We start from the raw sequence: 21981 nt of genomic DNA on the forward strand, positions 1-21981 counted from the left end.
GGCCATCGGAGCGGACGGGCTCAGGCCCCGATCTGTTCGCCGGTCTTCTGCTCGATCCCGACGCGGCTCTTGCGGTAGCCGTAGGCGAAGTAGATCGCGAAACCGATCGCCATCCAGATCCCGAACCGCAGCCAGGTCTCCAGCGACAGGTTCAGCATCAGGTAGAGGCAGATCAGCGCCGCCAGGATCGGGATCACCGGGTTCCACGGCACCCGGAAGGAGCGCTTGATGTCCGGGCGGCTCCGGCGCAGCAGCGGCACCGCGATCGACACCAGGGTGAACGCGGCCAGCGTGCCGATGTTCACCATCTCCTCCAGCTTGCCGATCGGCGTCACGCCGGCGACGAGCGCCACCACGACACCGATACCGATCGTCAACCGGTACGGCGTCCCCCACTTGGCGTGCACCTTGCCGAGCTGACGCGGCATCAGGTGGTCACGGCTCATCGCGAACACGACGCGGGCCGCACCGATCATCAGCGTCAGTACGACGGTGGTCAGACCGGCCACCGCACCTGCCGAGATCAGGGTCGCGAACCCGCCACGGCCGACCGAGCGGAACGCCTCGGCGAGCGCGGCCTCACCGCTGATGTCGGTGTACTTGACCATGCCGGTGATCACCAGGCAGACCGCGACGTACAGGACCGTGCAGATCGCCAGCGATCCGATGATGCCGCGGGGCAGATCGCGCTGCGGGTTCTTCGCCTCTTCGGCGGTGGTGGCGACGACGTCGAACCCGATGAAGGCGAAGAACACCAGCGACGCACCGGAGATCAGACCCATCACGCCGAACGTCGACGGCTCGAACCCGAACAGGGCCTGGAACAACGGCGTCGTGATCGTCACGTCGCCGCTCTCGGCCGGCACACTCGGCGGGATGAACGGGGTCAGGTTCTCGCCCTTGATGTAGAACAGGCCGGCGACGATCACGAACAGCACCACGAAGAGCTTGATCGCGACCAGCACCAGGTTGACGCGCAGCGACTCCTTGATCCCGATCGTGGCGAGCGTGGCCAGGACCAGCACCAGCAGCATCGCCAGCACGTTCACGCTGCTGTCCGGCCCGATCGACTCGGGCCAACTCAGTCCGATCTGTTCCAGGAACAAGGCGGCGTACGTCGACCAGCCCTGGGCCACGACGCTTGCCCCGAGCATCAGCTCGAGCAGCAGGTCCCAGCCGATGATCCAGGCGAAGATCTCACCGAGGGAGAAGTACGAGAACGTGTACGCCGAGCCGGACACCGGGACGGTGGAGGAGAACTCGGCGTAGCACAGGGCGGCCAGCCCGCAGCAGATCGCGGCCAGCACGAAGGACAGCGCGATCCCCGGGCCGGCGAAGGACTTGGCGGCCCGGCCGGTGAGCGTGAAGATGCCGGCGCCGATGATCACACCGATACCGAAGACCGTCAGGTCCAAGGCTGTGAGGCGTTTCTTGAGCTGGTACTCCGGCTCGTCGGTGTCCGCGATCGACTGTTCGATCGTCTTCTTCCGCACAAGACTCATCTGCGCCTCCTCAGGATGGACGGAACTCTCCGAGCCTGCCTCTCTGACAGCGCGAGGTCAATTCGGCACTCAGCGTTGCGGCCGGTACGTCCGTAAAGATTTCCACAAGGTGACCTCGGTGAGGCCACTGCGGCTGAGCAGGATGCGGTCGCGGGACACCTGGTTGATGCCGTGGGCAGCCATGTCCTCGTACAGGTCCTCGACCGCGTCCAGGCCGATCCGCTGCACCAGGTAGCGGACGGCCAGCCAGCTCACGCCGTACACGTCGGCGGAGCTCTCGTAGAAGCCGGCGTCGGTCGGCAGCGAGTGCAGCGTCGGCAGCGCGTCGTCGATGACCTCCTGCTCCCACTTGGCCACCTCGCCGGGACCGCCGAGGGCCTCGATACCGCGCCAGGACACGTACTCCGCGGCGCCCTCGGCCAGCCACAGCGGTTCGTACCCGCCGAGGTCGGCGGTCGCCACATGGGTGAGCTCGTGCGACAGCAGGATCTCGTCGACCTGGTCGCGCTGGTTCGGATTGATCACGATGTAGGCGCCGGCCACGGTGCCGTCGGCCGTGTCCTGACCGGGCAGCGACGAGAACGTCGAACCCGCGCTGGCCGCCGACTCGATGTCCTCGTCAGCGAACCGCGCGTCGCGGACCTCGGTGTCGTCGAGCGCGATGATCAGCGCCGATCCACGCCAGCGGCGCGGCCAGTAGTCCCGCACCTCGGTCAGTCCCTCGGCCGCCTCGGTCAGGATCGTCCGGCCACGCTCGTGGTCACCCTTCTCGACCACGACCAGGACGCGGGGCCCGCGCAGTACCTCGATCCGGCCCAGGTCCCAGGCCTCGCGGTGCGCACCGGGGCCGAGGTCGTCGTCCAGGTCGTCGTCATCGGTCAGCACCCAGCGGCCGGCCCGGCTGATGAACGTGTACCCGAGCTCGGTGGTCACCGGAGCCACGTCGACCTTCGGGATCTGGTAACGCATCAGGATGCGGACCAGGTACGTCGCTCGCCCGCGAGCCCTCACGACCTCCGGGTCGAAGCGTTCCTCGGCCTGGCTGTAGCCCAGCTCGGTGAAACCCATCTCGACCAGGTTCGCGAACAGGACCTTCTGCCGGGCGATCAGCTTGGTGTTCGACGGGTCGAGGTCCTTGAGGAACAGCGTCTGGTTCCCGGTCTGCACGGCCTGGGCGCGGCGGATCAGGATGGTGTCGATCGCCACCCGGCGGGCGGTCGCCGCGGCCGCGGCCTTCGACGGAGATCTCGGCGTACTGGGCGGGGTCTCGGCCGCGGTCACCCGCTCCCGGGCGTCCTCGGACCGCTCGTGAACGGCGTAGGCCACACCGCCGGACACGAGTGCTACCGCCAGCAGCAGGCCCAGCCATCGGCCATGGCCAGCCGGAGCGCCTGGCGGCGGGGCGCTAGGGATGGTCGCACTCACGTCGGGTCGTTCCTCCGAGGGCCCGTCTGTCTACAGCTCGGCCACCCTACTCGGTTCGCCGCGTTCCGCCACCAACACGCCGGTCAAGAAGCGGTGGCGGTCTTCAGGGCTCGATCTTCAGGGCCCGGAACAGAGCAGTCTCGGTGAGACCGACGTGCTCGATCATGATCCGGTCCCGCTCCCCCTGGCTGGTGCCCATCGCGGCGAGCTCCAGATACAGGGTCGCGACTTCGGTGCCACCGAAACGGTCGAACAGGTAGTCGACCGCGAGCCAGGACAGCGGGTACGAACTGTCGGGGCGCTGGAAGAAGACCTCGTCGGTCGGCAGCCTCTTCGCCTTCGCCAGGTACTTCGTCCGCACCTCCTGCCGGTACTTCGGAAGGGCCAGATCCTGGGCACCGTCCATCGGCAGGAACTCGACGTACGTCGCAGCGCCCTCGACCAGCCAGCGCGGCGCATAGGGCCCGTACGACGCGGTCGCGACATGGGTGAACTCGTGCGCGAGGGTGCGGGCGTCGATCCGGTTGCGGTTGCGCGGGTTGATCACCACGTACGAGTCGGCGCGCTCACCGGCACCGCTCACCTCGCCGGGCAAGGTTCGGTAGACCCAGGTCGCCATGGCGAGCGCGTCCTCGGCGTTCTTCGGGACGGTGTAGTCGGCGCCGCGGACGATCTTGTCGTCGAGCGCGATCACTACGCCGGAGCCGGTCCAGCCGCCGGGCCAGCTCTTGCTGACCGCCTTCACCGCGTTGGTCGCGATCCCGGTCAGCTTGGTCGCCAGCTGCTGCTGGCCTTTCTCGACGACCACAAGGACCCGTGCGGCGCGTTTGACCAGGACCTCGCCGGTGTCCCAGGCCTCCTCGTGCGAACCGCGGGGCAAGCGCTTGTCGAGGTCCTGGTCGGAGACGAGGGCCCAGCGGCCGGCCTTGCGCTCGCTGAAGGTGTAGCCGAGCATCGAGCGGACGGGAACGGTGTCGATACCGCGGATCTGGTAGGTCATCGCGACCGCCACCACGTACGTCGAGGGGCCGTACTTGCGGGTGACGGCGTCGTCGTACTGCTGGGCGAGCTGGTGGTAGGCGAGCTTCGCGAAGCCGAACTGCCTCAGGTTCGTGAAGAGCGTGCGCTGCCGGGCGATCAGGCTCAGGTTGGCCTGGTCGACGTCCGCGAGGAAGGCTGCCTGGTCGTTGCTCAGGACGGCCTGGGCGCGGCGCTTCAGGACCTTGTCGACGGCCGCGGCCCGGGCGACCAGATCGATGTCCGGTGTCTTCGGGGCGGTCTTGACCGGCTGCTCGGCCTGGGTGGTGGACTGGTGCAGGGCCAGGCCGCCCCCGACCGCCGCCGCGACCAGCACGAACGACAGCAGGAACGGCCACAGCGGCGTACGGGCTCGTCCCGCTGCCCGACGCCGCGCGGGTGCTGCATGGCGGCCCATTCAGGCCGCCTGCTCAGACTCCGCCTGGCCGACCAGTCGCCGGCTCACTGATCGACTCACCCTGGGTCTGGGCGACGGCCTCGATGACATCCCTGGCAATCTGCTGACCGGTGAGGCCGATCTCCTGCAAAACCGCCGCACGCTTCGCATGCTCCAAGAACTGCTGAGGGATGCCGAAGTCACGCACCGGGGTCGTGATGTTGTGGTCGCGCAGGGCCTGGGCGATCATCACGCCGCAGCCACCGGCGCGGCCGTTGTCCTCGACCGTCACCACCAGCTTGAACTTCGGCGCCAGCTCGACCAGCTTCGGATCGACCGGCTTCACCCAGCGCGGGTCCACCACGGTGACGCCGATGCCCTGTGCTTGCAGCCGCTGCGCCACATCCATCGCGGTGGCAGCCATCGAGCCGATGCCGACCAGCAGGACGTCGGTGCCGGATCGATGCAGTACGTCGAGTCCGCCGATCTTGTCGATCGGGTCGATGTCCGGGAACACCTCACCCTTCGCATAGCGCAGTACGGTCGGGGCGTCGCTCACATCGACTGCCTCGTTCAGCAGCTCGACCAGCCGGGTGCTGTCCCGCGGCGCGGCCAGCCGGAGGCCTGGGACGAGCTGGACGATCGACATGTCCCACATGCCGTTGTGGCTCGCGCCGTCGTCACCGGTCACGCCGGCGCGGTCGAGCACGAAGGTGACACCGCACTTGTGCAGCGCGACATCGAGCAGCAACTGGTCGAACGCCCGGTTCAGGAACGTTGCGTACAGGCCGACGACCGGGTGCATGCCACCCATCGCGAGACCCGCGGCACTCGTGACCGCGTGCTGCTCGGCGATCCCGACATCGAACGTGCGGTCGGGGAAGACCTCCGCGAACTGGTTGAGGCCGGTCGGGTTCAGCATCGCGGCGGTGATCGCGACCACATCCGGCCGGCGGTGACCGATCCGGACCAGCTCCTCGGCGAACACATCCGTCCAGCCGCGCGGCTTGTTGGGCGGGCGGATCTGGTGGAAGTTGTCCTCCTCGTCCTGCTCGGCAGCGGCGTACCCGAAGCCCTTCTGGGTGACCGCGTGCACGATCACCGGGCCGCCGAACGCCTTCGCCTTGCGGAGCGCGTCCTCCATCGCTTCCCGGTCGTGGCCGTCGACGGGACCGACGTACTTGAGGCCGAGGTCCTCGAACATGCCCTGCGGGGCGAGCATGTCCTTCAGGCCCTTCTTCACCCCGTGCAGCACCTCGTACATCGGCGGGCCGACGAGCGGCGTACGGCCGAGGTTCTTCTTGATCAGGTCGAGGATCTTCTCGTACCGCGGGTTGGTGCGCAGCGCGGTCAGGTGCGTCGCCAGGCCACCGACGGTCGGGCTGTACGACCGGCCGTTGTCGTTGACGATGATGACCAGCTTCAGGTCCTTCTCGGCGGCGATGTTGTTCAGCGCTTCCCACGCCATGCCGCCGGTCAGACCGCCGTCACCGATCAGCGCGACGACATGCCGGTTCTCCTTGCGGAGCCGGTAGGCCTTGGCCAGGCCATCGGCGTACGAGAGGCTCGTGCTGGCGTGGCTGTTCTCCACGATGTCGTGCTCGGACTCGGCCTGGCTCGGGTAGCCGCTCAGGCCACCCTCCTGCCGCAAGCTGCCGAACTTCGGCGCGCGGCCGGTCAGCAGCTTGTGCACGTACGTCTGGTGGCCGGTGTCGTAGACCAGCCGATCCGTCGGCGAGTCGAACACGCGGTGCATCGCCAGTGTGATCTCCACCATGCCCAGATTCGGCCCGAGGTGTCCCCCGGTCCGCGACACGGTCTCCACCAGCACGTCCCGGATCTCCGCCGCCAGGTCGGTGAGCTCCTTCGGCGTCAGCTTCTTCAGATCCGCCGGCCCGCCGACCGTCTCCAGCACGCGCATCGAGCCCCTTCCGCAGGTCGTCCTCGGACGCTTGAGTCTATGCATGCGCCCGCTTGATTCCGAACTGGCCGGGCACGTGCTGTGAATCTCACTTTCTGAGACGCTCACTAACCGTGATTAGTTCGGGGTCTCCCCTACAGTGACCGCATGCATCAGGTGACCACCCTGTTCACCAAGTACGACGGCACCCCACACCGCCTGATGGAGGCCGTCCACCTAGGCGAAGACGAACACGGCCTCTGGGTAGGCTCCCGCCCCGGCCAGCGCGCCCGCCGCGCCGACGGCACCTGGATCACCGTCGACCACCACCGCGTCCGCCTCTTCCCCCGCGGCCAATGGTGGTCCGCCCTCTTCAACGACACCCCCCACGCCACCCACATCTACTGCGACGTCACCATGCCCGCCGTCTTCGGCGTGGACACCGTCACCCTCGTAGACCTCGACCTCGACATCCGCCTGCTCCGCAGCGGCGCCGTACGGGTCATGGACGAGGACGAGTTCGAAGCCCACCGCGTGAAATACGCCTACCCACCCCAGGTAGTAGCCACCGCCCAAGCAACCTGCACCTGGCTAGCCGCCAACATCACCACCGCCGAGCCCTTCAGCTCCGCCTACCAGCCCTACCTGGAAGCCATCAAACACCTCTAGACAGCAACCGGCCCCCGCCGGCTAGGAGCCCCCCTGAGCCGACAAGGGCCGATCAACCCGCGCCCTCTCGGAACGCGACCCACCCATCCTCAACCACTCCCCGTACTCAATCCACCCCCAACAGCAAACTTGCACCTTCCTGCAACGGGCTCACCCGCCCTGCCGCAGTGCCTCCAACTGCTCGAGCGGGAACGGGATCCCACCCCAAGCCTTCAGGTACCCGTCCACCCCGCCGCATTGCACCAAAACCTCATCCGCCATCACAACCGCGCCACGAACGAACGCTCGCACCCCCACCCGCCCACGCCACCGCAACCGCCCGCCACTCCACTGCTCGGACTCGCTCACCATGTCCGCGAACTCCACGATCTGCAGGCCAACCTCGTCGTCCGCGCCCCCAAAGAACAGGCATGTCCCGCCGGGCTCAGCAGGTAGAAACGCCCACGTCGCCGACGCCCCCATCCGCAACGCGTCAGCCGCCCGCAACAGCGACCCAAGCCCATCTCCCAGGTAGGTCGTATGCACCACGACGACCTCGCCCGCCACCTCCAGGCGCAAGTCAGCCGAGCCAACACCACCCATCACCCACCTCAGCAGCAACTCATCCCCTCCAAGCGTCCCGCCCACCCGGACGAATACTCCGATACTCCTGGGCCATGGGTCGATCAACGATCCCGTGCCCACGGCGTCCTGGGTGCGGCAGATCCCAAAGAAACGACGCGGAGATCACGCCCTTCACATACGGATCCCCTCCGCTCAGCTGTTCATCCAAGAACGCCAAGATGCCGCGCCAGTCGAGCCCAGCCGGATCATTCGCAACGAAGGCATCAACCACAGCCTCCTCAACCTCACCGAAGAAGATGAGGCAGTACGCCGTGCTGCTTGAAAAGTGGCTTGTGAAGCGCCGCCAGGGACATGGCAAATCTGTGCACCGCCCCGCTACTCCGCGATCTTGGGCTGAGTTGCCAAGAGCCTCTCGGGTGACCTTCGGTGGATCCGTGTTCGCGTTGTCTTCGATGCGAGCACGACAAGGACGAGCCGTCCCGGACGTACCCGACTCGGCTCAGAAACCTCACGCGCAAAACCCGCCGAGCAGGAAAACCTGGGAGTAGACGGCAACGGAATAATCTTAGACAGAGTGAAGAGTTAGCGTTGGACCGTATTCATTGGTCCCGTCGTCGAACTCAACCACGAATTCACGGTCAGCGAATCGCGATTTGAGGACTACCTCCCAGAAGTGAGTGACCTGACGGCCAAACCACACTAGAGCCTCATGCTCGGAGTCACCTTTAGGCGCCAGAAAATCCCATAGATGAACATGATTCATAACTACTTCAACAGCCCGCCGGTCGCCATTCAAGTGGTCCATCCAATGATCGACACCCTCAGGGGCGTACATGAACTTCAGGAACACCCCTCCGCGATACTCTAAAAATTCCGGCGATATCAGCGTCATGAGCGAGCAGGCTTCAGTAACCGACACGTTGGACATCAAGAAAACGCGCAGATCAAAAACCCCAAGATCCGCCGTCCAGGCCTTCACCTGCGGAAGGTCTCCCAGTTCCACCTCGGCCACCTCTCTTCATTCAGGAATTCGGTCCATCCGAAAACATGACTTCGAAGACACCATCGAGTACGGAACCTCGCCACGAAATCCTCCACCATTCGACCGCAACTGTCTTCACCGGCGTGCCCAGACGACCGCAAACGTCCACGCTTCCCGAATACTCCTCCCGGACTCAGGAACCGCCTCAGGTGCCTGGCAATCCGTGCCGCAAGTCCTCCAGCTCGCGTGCAGGGAAAGCGATACCGCCCCACAGTCGAGCGTACTCTTCGAGACTGCCGCACTGAGTCAGCACATCCTCAGCCATGGCAACAGCAGCACGGATAAACGCCTCGACCTCAACCCTGCCCGGCCAGGGCGAACTGCCTGCACTCCAGCGGAGATCGTCTGAGATTATGTCTGCAAAGTGGACGATTTGCAGGTACACATCTTTCTCGGCACCACCGAAAAAGAGCCATGTTCCCTCAGGCTCGGCCGGCAATAAGGCTACCGCCGATTTGCACCCGATTCGAAGGTCATTGGCCGCACCGAGTACAGAACGCAGTCCGTCACCCAGATACGTCGTATGTATCCGTCCGAATTGAGAACTGCCTCGACCCCGTGGCGCGGACCGCGCACACCATCTGACCTACTTCATCTCCGCGAAAGGCACCCGGATTAGCCGGACCAGATGATCGATCCTCGTGCCCTCGGCTTCCTCGCCGAAACATCGCGCGAGCGCCTCAACAAGCAGTTGCCTCAACTTCTCGTCACCAATTCTTGAAATGTCCCCATTCACAGGAGCCAGCAGGACAATCGCTTCTCGAATGACATCAGTATATTCATCCTCATTGCCTGGGTAAACCAGATCCATCGGATCGGAATCATTTAGGCTCTTAGCAAGGACGGAATAGGTTTGCGGAAATCTTCGCTGCAAGATGTCCTGCACAAGCTTCTCCTCGGACTCTCCGAGGCTCCAGAACGACTCACTCAAGGTCTCTTCTTCTTGCGCGGTCATCGACGCTCCAGAATTGTTTTGAATACTGCATTTCCATTCGGCTTTATCTGGTAGGCGGCGTATCCTTTCTTGCCGAGCGGGACCAATACCCGATCAGCGCGCGCAGTGTCTGGAATCGTTCCTTCGGGAAATCCCGAGTTCTCGATCTGCTTGCCCAGATCACGGACCGCATCGCGCGCTTCACGAATCGCGGTAAAGCCAGCCCGTTCAGCGCGAGTCAGATCGACGTGCCCCATGTTACTGTTCACGACCTTCGATGGCGTGTCACCCACTCCGGGAACACCGCAGGGCCCATCCTGGTTGTGAACCAAGACCGACGTCTTGCCTGCTTGTACGTAGTAGGTGTGAATGTCTGCGACTGTCAGGTTATAGGCCCGCGCCTGATGCGCGCTTCGGAGTGCAAGCCCGCTGACCCGGACCGTTTGCCCGGTAGCGCTCAGTACCTTCTCGCCCGGCGCAAGTTCGCCTGCGCCTTCGAATCGGGCATCAGTGACCGACCAGAATGGGTGGTCCTCCGTCGTCGTGACCTTCCCACCGTCGACGAGAAGATCTGTCAGTGTGTCGTCGTGTACCCACACCTGCAATACCGTTTTAGCCGCCCGCTCGCCAGTCTTGGGATCTGTGGCGAGGACCTTGTCTCCGGGTTTGATGTCTTTGATGTTTCGGCGCGTGCCGTCGGCCATCAGGACCGCGGTTGCGCCTGCGAAACTGCGGCACAAGGTCTTCGCTGCTGCTGTCGCTGCGCCCTCGGCCGCTTGTTCGCCTGCGTGCGCTGCCGAGTTGCGGGCGGTTGTTGAGAGGAGGGAGGCGCCGCCCTTGGTGCCGATGAGGGCCTCGCCGATCACGAAGGCGACTCGGCCGGCTGCTTGGGTCTTCTCGCCTGCTGCCCAGTCTTGTTTGATGGGCGCCACCATGGCGTCCCACAGGGACTTGGGGTCACGGACAACCGTTTTGACCATGTTGGCCTGCCCTGAGCAGTCCAACAGCGGAAAGCACTGAAAGCTCATCTGGCTGGCGGCCAGCAGGCCCTTAATGGTGTCGAGACCGCCTGCGCCAATGCCGGCTTGGTAGTCAAGGAAGGCGTTCTTGCCGCGGTCGAGGTTGTGGGTGATCTTCTTGACGTGCTTGTTGAGCGCACCGCGCCAACCACCGGAGTTGTTGTTGTCGCCACCATCGCCACCGTTACTGCCGCCGTTGTCGCCGCCGGTGGTACCGCGGTCGTTCTTGGTTTCGGCAGGCGGTTTGGTGGAAGGCGGGAAGGACAACCCGCCGCCGCCCCTTCACCGCCGCTGTGATGATTGATCATTCCGGTCGGGTCGGAGACGGTGCTCGGATTGTTGTTACCGTAGGTGTAACCGGAGCACTTGAGGCGGGTCGGAGTTCTCCCTCAGCCCGTCGACACTGATGAATCGGCCGAATGGGGCCCCACCAGACGACCGAGAAGGCTCAGCGCCGAGCGGCTACTTCCCGTGTCGGCACTGGCCGGACCGACCATGCCCGCACCGCGATTCCGGACCGTCATTCGACATCTCCATCACGCCGTCCTGATGGTTACGGTCGGGCCATAGTCATCACTACCGTCACTAGACTCAACGACGAAGTCACGACCGGGGAATTGCGAAGCGGCCGCCACCTTCCAAGAAATAGCCATCTGCTGAGCAAGCTGCACCAAGGCCACGCTCTCTGTCTCGGACTTCGGCTTGAAGAGATCCCATAGATGAATGTGATTTACTACCCCCTCGACAGCTTTCCTATCGCCTTCGAATCTCTCAATCCAAGCATCAATGCCGCCCGTATCGAACACGAATTCCAGGACGACGCAGCCATTGTACTCGATAAAATCCGGCGACAGAAGCGTTGCGACCGAGCAGGCTTCAGCTATAGAAACATTCGCCAACACAAAGGTCCTGAATCCAAAGTCGCCGAAGTCAGCAACCCAATCGTCAACCTGCGGCAGGCCACTCAAGTTCATGTGCGCTCCAATCTTCTCAGAACGTATGCTACGCGATCCAACTGCCCTCAACAGTCAACACGCGGGAGATCGTCAGAACCTGCCGGGTGGGCAATGGGGTCTTGCTTGGGGAAGATCTGGCCCCTCGGATTGACATTCCGCGTAAATTTTTGGACATGCGGGGTGGGAACTCCCCTATGGCTGGCGCCGACGAGGTCGACTCGCCTGAGAATGATTCCGTCAGCATCGTAGACTGCGTAATTGCTCAGTGCACCATTCTGATTGCGGTAGAGAATCCCATTCCGCGGCCCTCCAGAATCGAACTCTCCGCCGAGCGGAAAGTCACCACCCGACCACAATTCTGCCGCACTGAGATCAATGCCAGTGCCATCTGCATTGTGAACTAGTACCGACCCTCGACCCGCGACGACAAAGTAGGTATGGATTCCCGCGACCGTCAAGTTGTAGGCCTGCGCTTGATGTGCGCTGCGAGGAACGAGCCTCGAGACCAGAACAGGACGACCATTAGCGTCGAGAAGTTTCTCACCTGCCGATAATTCGTCCGCGCGCTCGAAGCGGCCATCAGTCACCGACCAGAACGGATGGTCCTCGGTGGTCACGACCTTTCCACCATCGACCACGAGGTCCATGAGAGTGTCGTCATGTACCCATACGTGAAGAACTGTCTTCGCAGCTCGTTCACCAGTCTCAGGGTCGGTGGCGAGGACCTTGTCTCCGGGTTTGATGTCTTTGATGTTTCGGCGCGTGCCGTCGGCCATCAGGACCGCGGTTGCGCCTGCGAAACTGCGGCACAAGGTCTTCGCTGCTGCTGTCGCTGCGCCCTCGGCCGCTTGTTCGCCTGCGTGCGCTGCCGAGTTGCGGGCGGTTGTTGAGAGGAGGGAGGCGCCGCCCTTGGTGCCGATGAGGGCCTCGCCGATCACGAAGGCGACTCGGCCGGCTGCTTGGGTCTTCTCGCCTGCTGCCCAGTCTTGTTTGATGGGCGCCACCATGGCGTCCCACAGGGACTTGGGGTCACGGACAACCGTTTTGACCATGTTGGCCTGCCCTGAGCAGTCCAACAGCGGAAAGCACTGAAAGCTCATCTGGCTGGCGGCCAGCAGGCCCTTAATGGTGTCGAGACCGCCTGCGCCAATGCCGGCTTGGTAGTCAAGGAAGGCGTTCTTGCCGCGGTCGAGGTTGTGGGTGATCTTCTTGACGTGCTTGTTGAGCGCACCGCGCCAACCACCGGAGTTGTTGTTGTCGCCACCATCGCCACCGTTACTGCCGCCGTTGTCGCCGCCGGTGTCACCGTCGTTGGTACCCCTGTCGTTCTTGGTTTCGGCAGGCGGCTTGGTGGTGCTGCCGCACGGACCTGAACAGCCGACGCCGCCGCCTTTGTCTTCACGTTCCAGGAGACCGGTGGGGTCGGAGACCGTCGCAGGATTGTTGGACCCGTACGTGTATCCGAGCATTTGGTGCGGGTCGGAGGTGTCCATCACGGCATCGACGCTGATGAAGCGGCCGATGCCTGGGTCGTACTCGCGGGCTCCGATGTGAGTCAGACCCGTGAGCTTGTCTTCGGGTTTGCCTAGGAAGCCGTGCTCGTTCGGCCAGGTGACCGGTTCGGCGCCGCGGCGTTCGCCGAACGGGGTTGTGTAGCGCTTGGTGACGGCAAGCGTCCTGGAGTCGACCGCGACGCTCGAGGTGCCGTGATGGTCGGGGACCAACCACTTGAGGTCGGTGGCGCTCGCCCGAACCGCGATGACCTGGTTGTTGATCGAGTATTCGCGCTTCGAGGTGACGGCCCTCGTGGCCGTGTCGAGCGTCAGCTCCAGGGAACCTACGTACAGGGTCGTCTCACCTGGGCTCTTGCGCAGTATGAGGCCGCCGTCGGCGTCGTAGATGTACGACGTGTCGCCCGCGACGTTCTCGAGCTTCTGCAGCTTGTTCTCGGCGTCCCAGGTCAGTGCCTGAACGCCATTGTCGGGGTCGGGACGCTGGGTGGTGTTTCCACTTGCGTCATAGGCGTAGCTTGCAGTCGGTCTCGGCACCGCTCCGGTCGTGGTGACGGACTTCAGCGAATGCGGCTGTGCCGAGTTGTAGGCGTAGGTCTCCGTCGTGTTGCCCGCGGAGGTGTGATCGGTCTCGGTCTGTCGCAGACCGCTGGGAGTGTAGGTCCACGACTGCCAGTACGGCGCTGGTCCGCCGAGCCCGGCCACGGACGGCGCAGCGGCGCAGTCCGCGTTCCTGGGTGACCAGGCGTCGGTCAGTCGGGCGTGCCCGTCGTACTTGTAGCACTGGGCGTCGCCGTCGACCTTGTTGTCGTCCTTCAGGAGGTTGCCGGCCTGGTCGTAGGCGTAGTGATGGTTGGAGAACGTCTCGACATCGCCGGACGAACTCGACAGGAGCCGACGCGTCCCTTGTTCGAACTGATTGATGATGTCCATGTTCTCCGCGTTGCCGAGCTCATAGCGTTGCGGGTCACCGACATCGGTGTACTGAACCTCGTTCGTGTAGGTCGCGTCGCCGCTCTTCATCGAGAGCGGCTGCCCGAGATCGTTGTACGTGTAGTACAGCTTCTCTGTGCTCAGCGTGCCGCGACCGGGAACAGCAGTGAAGTCGACCGTCTCCGCATCAGGTCGGTAGTTGGTCGCTGTCGTGTAGGTCCCGGCGAGCTCCGGCCCTTCGGACGCCGGGATCACCAGGTGAGTCTCTTGCGGCTTGTAGAGCGCATTCCGATCGACGATCCGGGACCTGTACGCCGGACCTGTCCTGCCGTCCGTGTATCGAGTGCTCTGGAAGAGCTGGCCGAGATTGCCGGACAAGTCGTAGTCCCAACTCAGCCGCAGATTCGCGTCGACCTTCGACCCCTCGTGAACACTCACCTTGCGGTCAAGATTGTCGTAGCTGGTGATCAGCTTCGTCTGATTCGCGTTGGTCAGTGCGACAAGCCGATCGGCATTGTCGTACTCGTAGGCGGTGGCGCCCGAATCAGGGTCGGTCGACCTGATCTTGCGACCGACGAGGTCATACTCGTACGTCCAGGTCGCCCCTGCGGTGGTCAGCTTCGAGACCTTGCCACTCGGGTCGTAGTCGTACTTGCTGGAGATGAAGTCCGGCGTCACGGCCGAACCGTTGTACTCGCGCCGCTCGATCACCCAACCGCGCGAGTCCTTGATCTCGGCTGTGGCCGGAGCGCCCTTCGGCGGCAGGGTGGTGACGGTGTCACCGCCGTAGAGCATTCGCGTCGACCACTGGGGAACGGCTGCCGATGCATAGGTGGATTCGGTCGTGCGCCCCACCCCGTCGTAGGTCAGCAGGGTCTGATTGGGAACCGCCGTGTCGAGGACCACGGCAAGGCTGCCCGAGGGCGCGGCGGAGTTCCACAGGTCGTTGTTGTGAAGGACAGGTAGGCCACGAGTGTTGTACTTCGTCTCACTGATCAGCCGCCCGCCGTTAGGAGCGACCGACTGAACCTGACGGCTGCGGAGGAGCGAGTCGTAGATGGCGTAGCCGGAGAGGTAACCGTCCGCCGAGGTCTTCAGGTCGTCGGTACGCACGTACGAAGGAGCTGTTGCGGAGAGGCTGTAGGCGTACCGCATGTTGGGGAGCTTCTCGGCCGCCTTGGACTGGTTCGGCAGCCAGACAGCCGTCACTCTTCCGAGAGCGTCGTACTCCAGGTCGGTGACCTTCTTGTTCGGGTCAGTCTCCTGCTCCTTGCTGCCCCATTCCGGGCGGTAGGTGGTCTTGGTCACGAGCATGGGACTGTTGGGGTTGCCTGGGTTGATCGGGGGCGACGAGGTTGTCGTCTCCCGCAGAGCTCCGGCACCAGTCGGCGTGTAGACAGTCTGCGATGTCCGCCCCAGCGCGTCCTTTACCGCTGTCGGTCTGCCGAGTGAGTCATAAGTAGTCGTAGCAATGGTCTGATAGGTCGGCGCCCCGGCCGAGGTGTAGCCCGTCGCCCGCTCAACTGAGCGAAGCTCGCCCTTGATCGGTGCCTGGCCGAACGAGCCTTCGTCGTAGATCTTTCGCTGGTCCGAGATGAACCTGGTCTGGGACGGGTTGGCAGACCCAGCGTCGCAGCGGCCCTTCGAGACAACGGCCCGCGAAACCAGGCTTCGCAGGCCGGTCGCCGCATTCTTCGCGTAGGAGGTGACAGTGCACAACGGATCAGACTTGCCCGGCTCGCCGAGGTCCTCGGAGGTGACCGGAAGACCGGTGTCGTGGTCGAACGTCGTCGTTGCTTTGTGCACCATGTTCGGACGGCCAGCGTCGCGTGGCATCCGGACCGTCACGGCGGATGGCCTGACGAGGTTCGCGCGCCGAATGATTCTCTTCGCAACCGGAACGGTGATCAGGTCGACTGTCTGCTCCGCGGTCTCGTGGGCCCAGTAATCGGTCAGCGAGCCGGAGATCTCGGTGTTGCTGTTGATCGCCGCGTAGGTGATCGCTTCCCGGACCAGACCGGCAAGCTCCGGCGCGTCAACCTGCGAACCTCCTTGGGTATCGGGAATCGATACCGACTTGCGGGCGCCGTCGGCATTCGACCAGTCACCGTCCATGCCGCGGAAGTACGACGTCACTGTTCTCGACTTCGGGCCTTCGGCCGCGGGATCACCGGAGCTGGTCGTGACGGTCCGGAAACCTCGCCAATCGGACCAGTTACGTTCCTTCGGCGGAACCAGCGGGTTCTCCTGGTAGTGCCAGGCACCGCCACCGCCGTAGGTGTAATTGGTCACGACCGGATCGGCGCCGCCGGTGACGTCGTTGACCCTGATCTGTGTGACGACATGCCGGTGGAACCAATCGTCCATCTCCGGCGACTGCGGCGGTTGCCACCGCACCGGGTAGCAGCGCATCGCATTACTCGCCGCAGAGGCCGGCATGTGGCCGGGACTGGTCTTCGTCTCGGCAACACACTCCGGCTGGGCGTAGTTCACCGTGATCTGGGCACCGGTCTCGGTCCAGATCGTCCCGACCCGAAGCTTCCGTAGCGGGGAGATGCCGTCGAGGTCGGAGTCGACCCGGTTCGGAAGGCCGAACTCCTTGAAGCTGATCGTCAATGGGGTCGCGGCTGTTCCCGGTGCCCGTCCGGTGTGCGTCACGGATTTCAGCCACAAGGCACTTCCCGACACCTCGTCGCCGGAGGCCAGGAAGTCTTGAGTCAACTTCCAGTGGTCGACTTCCTGGTAGAGGGCCCCCTTGAACACCTTGGTGGTGACCTGTTCGAGTCGACGGCGGGAGAAGAACGACGGTCCCACCTTGGTGCAGGTCGCTCCGGCTGCACAGATCTGGTCGAACGGCACGTCGGGCCAGCGGTGCTTCGTGGTGCTGGTCAGCGATGCACAGTCCTGCAAGCACCGCTCCTGGGTGGTGAACACCACCTGCATCGGCGCATTCAATGACATGGCCGCCGCACGCTGCCCGTACAGAATCTTCGTCGGGTACCCACCACGGATATAAGGCTTCGAAGCTGAGGTCGCGCCGTTCTTCGCGTAGTAGTTGGTTTCCTTCTCGTACCACAGCGACATCGAGTTGCCGTGCGTGTCTTCGACGTAGTCGAGGTTCCAGCGCCAGGCCTGGTTGTCACAGAACGAACTGGCGAAGCCCGCTGTGGAGTTGCACGGTTCGTCTTTGTCGTCTCCGGCGACCGGAGCCGTCCAGACCGAGTTCGTCACCGGGTCGTTGGCCCCCGGCAGGACATGCTCGCGGCCGAAGTAGTACTTAGTCCCGTCGAGCGTGGTGACCACCCACGACTCTTTGTCGTTGTCACCGTTCGCGGTCGGGTTGACGACCTTCTCGATCTTCGAGCCGTCGTCGTTCTTGAGCCGCCAGCCGTTGTCGCCCTTGACGAGCTCACCGCCTTGCCCGTTGAGTGCGAGCGTCGCGTTCTCGTACTTCCAGCACAAGTCGTACTTGCCGGTCTGGCCGTCGTCGTTGCACGACGCGTACTTGCGTTCGATGTAGGACTGGCTCAGGTCGAAGCCCTCACCGATCCACGAAGGCTGGTTGTTCGACGCCGCAGTACGACCGTCGACGGACTGCGCCGAATAGTCGATCGAAAGGCTCGGAGCCGGACCAGCTGGCGCCGGTGGCACCCGCAGCGGGTAGTTCCAGGTGAAGTCACCACTGTTCCGCCCGGCCGACCAGGATGCGGCAGGCGACAGCGCAGTGGCCGAGTAATCACCGGTGCTCGAAGCGGATGCCGCCGTCACAGCCATTACTCGCTCGTCGGTTCCGAGTGCGACCGGCGCGGTGAGCGTCTTGTGCTCTTGGTGATTGACCGAGCCGGCGACGGGGCGGGGAGCCGAACAGCCCGCCTTCGCTGGCGTCGTGAGGGCGCATTTGGGTAGTGAGACAAGCTGGAGTCGCGATGCCCAATCGCCGCCGCCGGCGTGTGCAAAACCTGAATAGTCGACCGTCAGCTCGGCCGGCGATTCCCCCGACTGCCCGTCCGCACGGGCGACGGTGAGCAGGAACCCCGATACATCAGCAGCGTCCGCCTTCGAACGGTCGAGAACCTTCAGACGCGCGGTGGCCGGCGTCAGGGCGCCAACCTTGGTCCGGTCGGCATGAGCGCTCAATCGAACAACACCATTGGATACAGGCGTCTTCAGGACGCCCGAGACCCCGGAGAGCCGCACTGTTCGATCGCTCGGCTCCGGCCAGGTCGGCGGCACCGGCGCCGGCCCGGTGCGCATCGCCGCTGCTCGATCCTCCTCGGACTTCTTCGCCGCGGCCGGGTCCATCGACTGGACCTTCGCATCTTGCCGGTCGGCGAGCCCAGGCAGCGCGGAGCCCTGCGAGTCGGCTCGCGCGCTGGTGTCTTGGGCGGTCAGGACCGTCGTCAGCAACGCGGCTGCCGAGATCACGAAAACAGAACCTCTGAGTCGTTTCGACATATCGGTCTCCTCTCAGCCGGCCGTCGCCGAACAGCTCTCGCTGCCAAGCTCGGGGAATTCTCTGCAGACCGCACTGTCCGTCAGCGGACCGACGTACATCCGGAGGTCGTCGACGAGACCGGCGAACTCGGTCTCGGCCGCACGGCCTTTTCCGACGACCGTGCTCCCCTGTCGGTACGGCGAGGTGTGGTCGCGGTCCGATTCGGCCTTCGGCTTGTTGTTCACCGTGAGGGTGATCCGGCCCAGACGATCCTGGTTCGCCCAACCAGGCAGGTTGGCGTCGTAGGTTGCCACAAGAAGCTGCCATTCAGTCGACACGACCTCATGAAGCGCCTTCGAAATCGCAGGTGGGTCTTCGCCAGCTCCGTCGGCACGCGCTCGGGTGAACTTCCACTGGCCTTGGAAGCCGTCGTCACCCGGATCCCACTCCAGCCGCCAGGCGTCGCGATCGCCGCCTGCCTGGCGGGCGACCACAGCGGGCTCCGAAGGGTCGGAGAGTTTGACCCAGACAGCCACAGAGAACGTCGTCCCGGCGTCCACGACCGGACGCGGCAACGAGAGTGCCTCGCCGGCGGATCCGCTGAACCGGAGTACTCTGCCGCGATCGTCATCCTCGACAAACGCCGTGGATTGATCCCCAGTCGCACCGAATCCGGACATCACCATGTTGGCGCCGTAGACCGACTCCTCGGTGCGCCACACCTGATCGGCCCCTTGCGAGGCCCCGTCGAGCCGCCACCGGGCAGCTTGGCTTACGACGGTCGCTGAATCTGCCTGGACATTCGTCAGGCCCATCACAGCCGCCTCGCCCATTGCACGGTTCCAGATCTGGACCCGATCGATCGAACCCGGGAACCAGTTCTTGAACACGTCGTTGTACTGGCCCCTGCCGACGCTGATCGGTCCGGTAGCTTTCCAGGCCTTGTCCGGCGATATCGCGACATCACCCTGTGTCTGGAGGCGCCCATTGACGTAAAGCTGCATCCGATCGGTCGCACTGTCGTAGACACCCGTTAGATGAGTCCAGGCACCAAGCACCGCAGGCTCGTCGGATGAAACCTTCACAATCACCGGATTCAACGCGTCCGTGGCCATCCGTTGGAACACCCATTGCTTGGCCGCGGCCGAATAGGTGAGCTGGAAAGCACTCGCGATGTTGCCCGCAGCACCGACGACGACCGCATCGGCAGGTGTCCACAGACGAGCCCAGGCGGACACGGTGAAGCTCTTCGACGTATCAACAGTCGCTGTCGGAGTCTCGGCATAGTCGTCGACACCGTCGAAGCGAATGGACTTTCCATCGCGCCCGGCGTCGTCGAACGCTCCACCGCCGTACACAGTCAGCGGATGTGCAGGCATGGCCTTGTCGACAGCTGTCGTTCCAGCACCATCGTCGAATGACCAGTCACTTACCGGTGGCGAAGCACTCTGGACGTTGATCAGAAAGACTGCGGGCCTGCCGACGTGTCCCGCGGGATCGTAGCTGAGCACAGTCAGCATGTTCCTGTTTCCCTGTGGTGGAATCAGAACCTTCGTGACTGTATGTCCGCTGACAGAGCGACGTGGCTCGCCGTCGAACCAGTACTCATGGCGGACCACATCTGTGGCGTTCCCTTTGAAGGTGAAGCTGACGCCGGCACCGAACGGGGCGGTTTCAGGACAGGTGGGCGCCATATGGCAGTTGTCTATGACGGTGGCGCCATACTTTGCCGTGACGTCCGGCGGAGGTGGGGCCTTGCGATCGACCCTGAAGTAGCACGAGCCTCGGTAGCCGGAGTAAAGGGTCTCCAGGCCGGGGATCGGGTACACCGTTCGGGCTCGGAAGTGGTAGGTCGCGCCCTCGAGGAAGATGTTGGCCGCCTCCGTGTTCGGGATCGAGATCTTTTGGACGGTGCCTGGGAGGTCGGGGCCGAGCCTCCTGGACCAGTGCAGGCGGCCGGTACTGCTGAAGATCTCGAGGTCGGAATAGAGGCGGGCGTTGGGCTCATTGACGCGGCCCTGGAGGATCGGCTCGACGGCGAACTGGAGGCTGAATGAGCCGACGTTCACCGGAGCTGCCGCGGTGTCGCAGCCGGTGGCGGGGTCGGTGAGGCCGAGCTGGCGGGGAACATCCGGCGGTGTCACGTACGAGACGCGAAGGATGCTGTCCGACTTGAACTGCTTCCAGGCCAGGCCGTCGGTTTCGTTGGTGGCACTGAGACGGAAGGTCGCGGTGCCGTACCCCCTGGCGGCGGTGTCGGCGATTGCTCCGGTCACCGCGAATTCGACATAGCCGTCTGGGCAGGCCGAGCTGTAGCCCTTGGCGAAGGTCTTTCTCGTCGCCTCCATCTGGACACCTGGCTGGTTGTTCCAGGTCGTGCGCGTCGTGATCGTGGTGGTGCGGCTGACCGTGACCGATCTCTCTGCACAACTCGCAGAGTGCGTCTCATAGGTCTTCATGATCGCTTCGGTGATCTTCTTGCCGCGGAACTGGGCGGTGTCGTACTGGAAGAACGAGCGGACGATCTTGTTCTGTTCGTAGGACTCGTAGCCGACACCGAGGCTGTGGCTGGTCTTGAAGAACGAGGTGGTCGGGTAGAGCTCCCAAGCGGCAGCCCAGGATTGACGGCCGACGGGCTTCGTTTCCGGGTCCAGAACAACTGGGTAGACAGTCGATGAGGCTGTCAGGAGGGCTGCGTTGGGGACCATGGTCAGGCCGTTCGCATCCCCACGGAGTTCCATCTCGGCCGAGTGGGCGCCGGCGGGACCTTCCTCAACGAGCTGAGCTGACTGACGCGGTACGGCGATCTTTCCTTGCGGAGTCGATTTCGCCGAGTCCCACATGATCGCGTCGCCTGCTGTCAGGACCAGGCGGCCGTCGGCGGCGACGTATGCCGGACCTTCGGGGCGGTTCGTCCGCAGTGACAGGCCTGCGGTCACGACGGGGAAGTGGATCGACTTCAGCGCGGGGTTGGTCGCGGCTTCGCGGGTCTTGACGACCAGGTTGTAGCTGAAACCTTCGGAGGTGGCGTCCAGGACCAGGTCGACGCCCTGCAGAACCTCGGCGTACGTCGCGGTCGATCCGGCCAGAGTCGGACGCGGGAGGGTCCAGGGCGAGTTCAGTGTCCAGGTTCCTTCCTTGACGCCCATCTTCCCGATCCGGCCGGCTCCGCCACCGGAGAGCGAGATCTCGGACGCTGCGGCCTTGGGCCCGACCGACCCGTCGGCGCGGAACTCCAGCGTGGTGTCGATCGCACGCCAGGCACCGTCGCGCTTGACCCGAACCGGACCGTTCGACACCTCGGCGGTAAAGGAACCATCTGGATTGGCGAACGTCAGCGATGTCTCCGTCGTCCGGTCGGCAACCTCGACCGGCGCGTTGCCAGCGACAGCGAACCTGGCCGCCTCATCGGCATCGCGGCCGACCTTGGGCACCGGCGGCGGCGCGGCAACCGCCGGAAGCACGTGCAGATTAGTTGTCAGCACGGCCAATGCCGCCAATACGACTACTGAAGTCCGGCCGCGCCATAGGCATGCCGAAGCAGCACGAGATCCCCGCCTCACGTTCCCCACCCCACTGTCAGTTACATCATCCCGAGGCTGGTCACCCTAGGTCGTCCGGGTGAACACCAACAGCGACAACCCATACAAACGACCCATACAACTGGGGTTAGTCGC

12 protein-coding genes are annotated in these 21981 nt (G+C 64.1%); 1 reads left to right on the forward strand and 11 read right to left on the reverse strand.

Annotated elements, in window-relative coordinates; all coding sequences use genetic code 11:
• Positions 1 to 20: 20 nt before the first annotated feature.
• The 4 genes from ACFCV3_RS19550 to dxs form a co-directional block, all read right to left on the reverse strand.
• The gene (locus tag ACFCV3_RS19550) at positions 21 to 1502 is read right to left on the reverse strand and encodes an amino acid permease (protein ID WP_376031631.1); all 1482 of its coding nucleotides are present in this window, start codon (positions 1500 to 1502) and stop codon (positions 21 to 23) included.
• Between the two features lie 69 nt (positions 1503 to 1571).
• Complete coding sequence (locus ACFCV3_RS19555; RefSeq protein WP_376031633.1) at positions 1572 to 2927, reverse strand: hypothetical protein; 1356 nt, start codon at positions 2925 to 2927, stop codon at positions 1572 to 1574.
• Positions 2928 to 3030: 103 nt separating this feature from the next.
• Entirely contained in the window at positions 3031 to 4362 is a 1332-nt protein-coding gene (locus ACFCV3_RS19560) for a hypothetical protein (RefSeq protein ID WP_376031635.1), read from the reverse strand.
• 13 nt (positions 4363 to 4375) lie between these two features.
• Positions 4376 to 6262, reverse strand: coding sequence for a 1-deoxy-D-xylulose-5-phosphate synthase (gene dxs, locus ACFCV3_RS19565; RefSeq protein ID WP_376031637.1), 1887 nt, complete (start codon positions 6260 to 6262; stop codon positions 4376 to 4378).
• A 147-nt stretch (positions 6263 to 6409) separates the two neighbouring features.
• On the opposite strand from dxs, the gene ACFCV3_RS19570 reads away from it, so the two are divergent.
• Positions 6410 to 6910 carry a DUF402 domain-containing protein gene (locus tag ACFCV3_RS19570; protein ID WP_376031639.1) on the forward strand — a complete coding sequence of 167 codons (501 nt, stop codon included), beginning with the start codon at positions 6410 to 6412 and terminating at the stop codon, positions 6908 to 6910.
• A 150-nt stretch (positions 6911 to 7060) separates the two neighbouring features.
• Here ACFCV3_RS19570 and ACFCV3_RS19575 read toward each other — a convergent pair whose 3' ends face one another.
• From ACFCV3_RS19575 to ACFCV3_RS19605, 7 genes are all read right to left on the reverse strand, one after another.
• Positions 7061 to 7492, reverse strand: a complete 432-nt coding sequence (locus tag ACFCV3_RS19575) for a hypothetical protein (RefSeq protein WP_376031641.1) — start codon at positions 7490 to 7492, stop codon at positions 7061 to 7063.
• 547 nt (positions 7493 to 8039) lie between these two features.
• Complete coding sequence (locus tag ACFCV3_RS19580) at positions 8040 to 8486, reverse strand: hypothetical protein (RefSeq protein ID WP_376031643.1); 447 nt, start codon at positions 8484 to 8486, stop codon at positions 8040 to 8042.
• A 616-nt stretch (positions 8487 to 9102) separates the two neighbouring features.
• Positions 9103 to 9471 (reverse strand): hypothetical protein, encoded by a 369-nt coding sequence (locus ACFCV3_RS19585; RefSeq protein ID WP_376031645.1) that lies wholly within the window; start codon positions 9469 to 9471, stop codon positions 9103 to 9105.
• Positions 9468 to 10736: a polymorphic toxin-type HINT domain-containing protein gene (locus tag ACFCV3_RS19590; protein ID WP_376031647.1), complete on the reverse strand. Its 1269-nt coding sequence runs from the start codon at positions 10734 to 10736 to the stop codon at positions 9468 to 9470. Before ACFCV3_RS19590 ends, ACFCV3_RS19585 begins: the two co-directional genes overlap by 4 nt.
• A 269-nt stretch (positions 10737 to 11005) precedes the next feature.
• Entirely contained in the window at positions 11006 to 11443 is a 438-nt protein-coding gene (locus ACFCV3_RS19595; protein ID WP_376031649.1) for a hypothetical protein, read from the reverse strand.
• 47 nt (positions 11444 to 11490) lie between these two features.
• Positions 11491 to 18324 (reverse strand): polymorphic toxin-type HINT domain-containing protein, encoded by a 6834-nt coding sequence (locus ACFCV3_RS19600; protein ID WP_376031651.1) that lies wholly within the window; start codon positions 18322 to 18324, stop codon positions 11491 to 11493.
• Positions 18325 to 18336: 12 nt separating this feature from the next.
• On the reverse strand, positions 18337 to 21804 hold the full coding sequence (locus ACFCV3_RS19605) for a LamG-like jellyroll fold domain-containing protein (RefSeq protein ID WP_376031653.1): 3468 nt from the start codon (positions 21802 to 21804) through the stop codon (positions 18337 to 18339).
• Positions 21805 to 21981 lie beyond the last annotated feature (177 nt).

The organism is Kribbella sp. NPDC056345 (genome assembly GCF_042262745.1).
Taxonomy (GTDB): Bacteria; Actinomycetota; Actinomycetes; order Propionibacteriales; family Kribbellaceae; genus Kribbella.

What these genes read in the sequence shown, in the direction of transcription:
- ACFCV3_RS19600 (WP_376031651.1), bottom strand. Translation starts at nt 18,324, where the DNA reads ATGTCGAAACGACTCAGAGGTTCTGTTTTCGTGATCTCGGCAGCCGCG.
- ACFCV3_RS19595 (WP_376031649.1), bottom strand. Translation starts at nt 11,443, where the DNA reads ATGAACTTGAGTGGCCTGCCGCAGGTTGACGATTGGGTTGCTGACTTC.
- dxs (WP_376031637.1), bottom strand. Translation starts at nt 6,262, where the DNA reads ATGCGCGTGCTGGAGACGGTCGGCGGGCCGGCGGATCTGAAGAAGCTG.
- ACFCV3_RS19560 (WP_376031635.1), bottom strand. Translation starts at nt 4,362, where the DNA reads ATGGGCCGCCATGCAGCACCCGCGCGGCGTCGGGCAGCGGGACGAGCC.
- ACFCV3_RS19550 (WP_376031631.1), bottom strand. Translation starts at nt 1,502, where the DNA reads ATGAGTCTTGTGCGGAAGAAGACGATCGAACAGTCGATCGCGGACACC.
- ACFCV3_RS19575 (WP_376031641.1), bottom strand. Translation starts at nt 7,492, where the DNA reads ATGGGTGGTGTTGGCTCGGCTGACTTGCGCCTGGAGGTGGCGGGCGAG.
- ACFCV3_RS19570 (WP_376031639.1), top strand. Translation starts at nt 6,410, where the DNA reads ATGCATCAGGTGACCACCCTGTTCACCAAGTACGACGGCACCCCACAC.
- ACFCV3_RS19585 (WP_376031645.1), bottom strand. Translation starts at nt 9,471, where the DNA reads ATGACCGCGCAAGAAGAAGAGACCTTGAGTGAGTCGTTCTGGAGCCTC.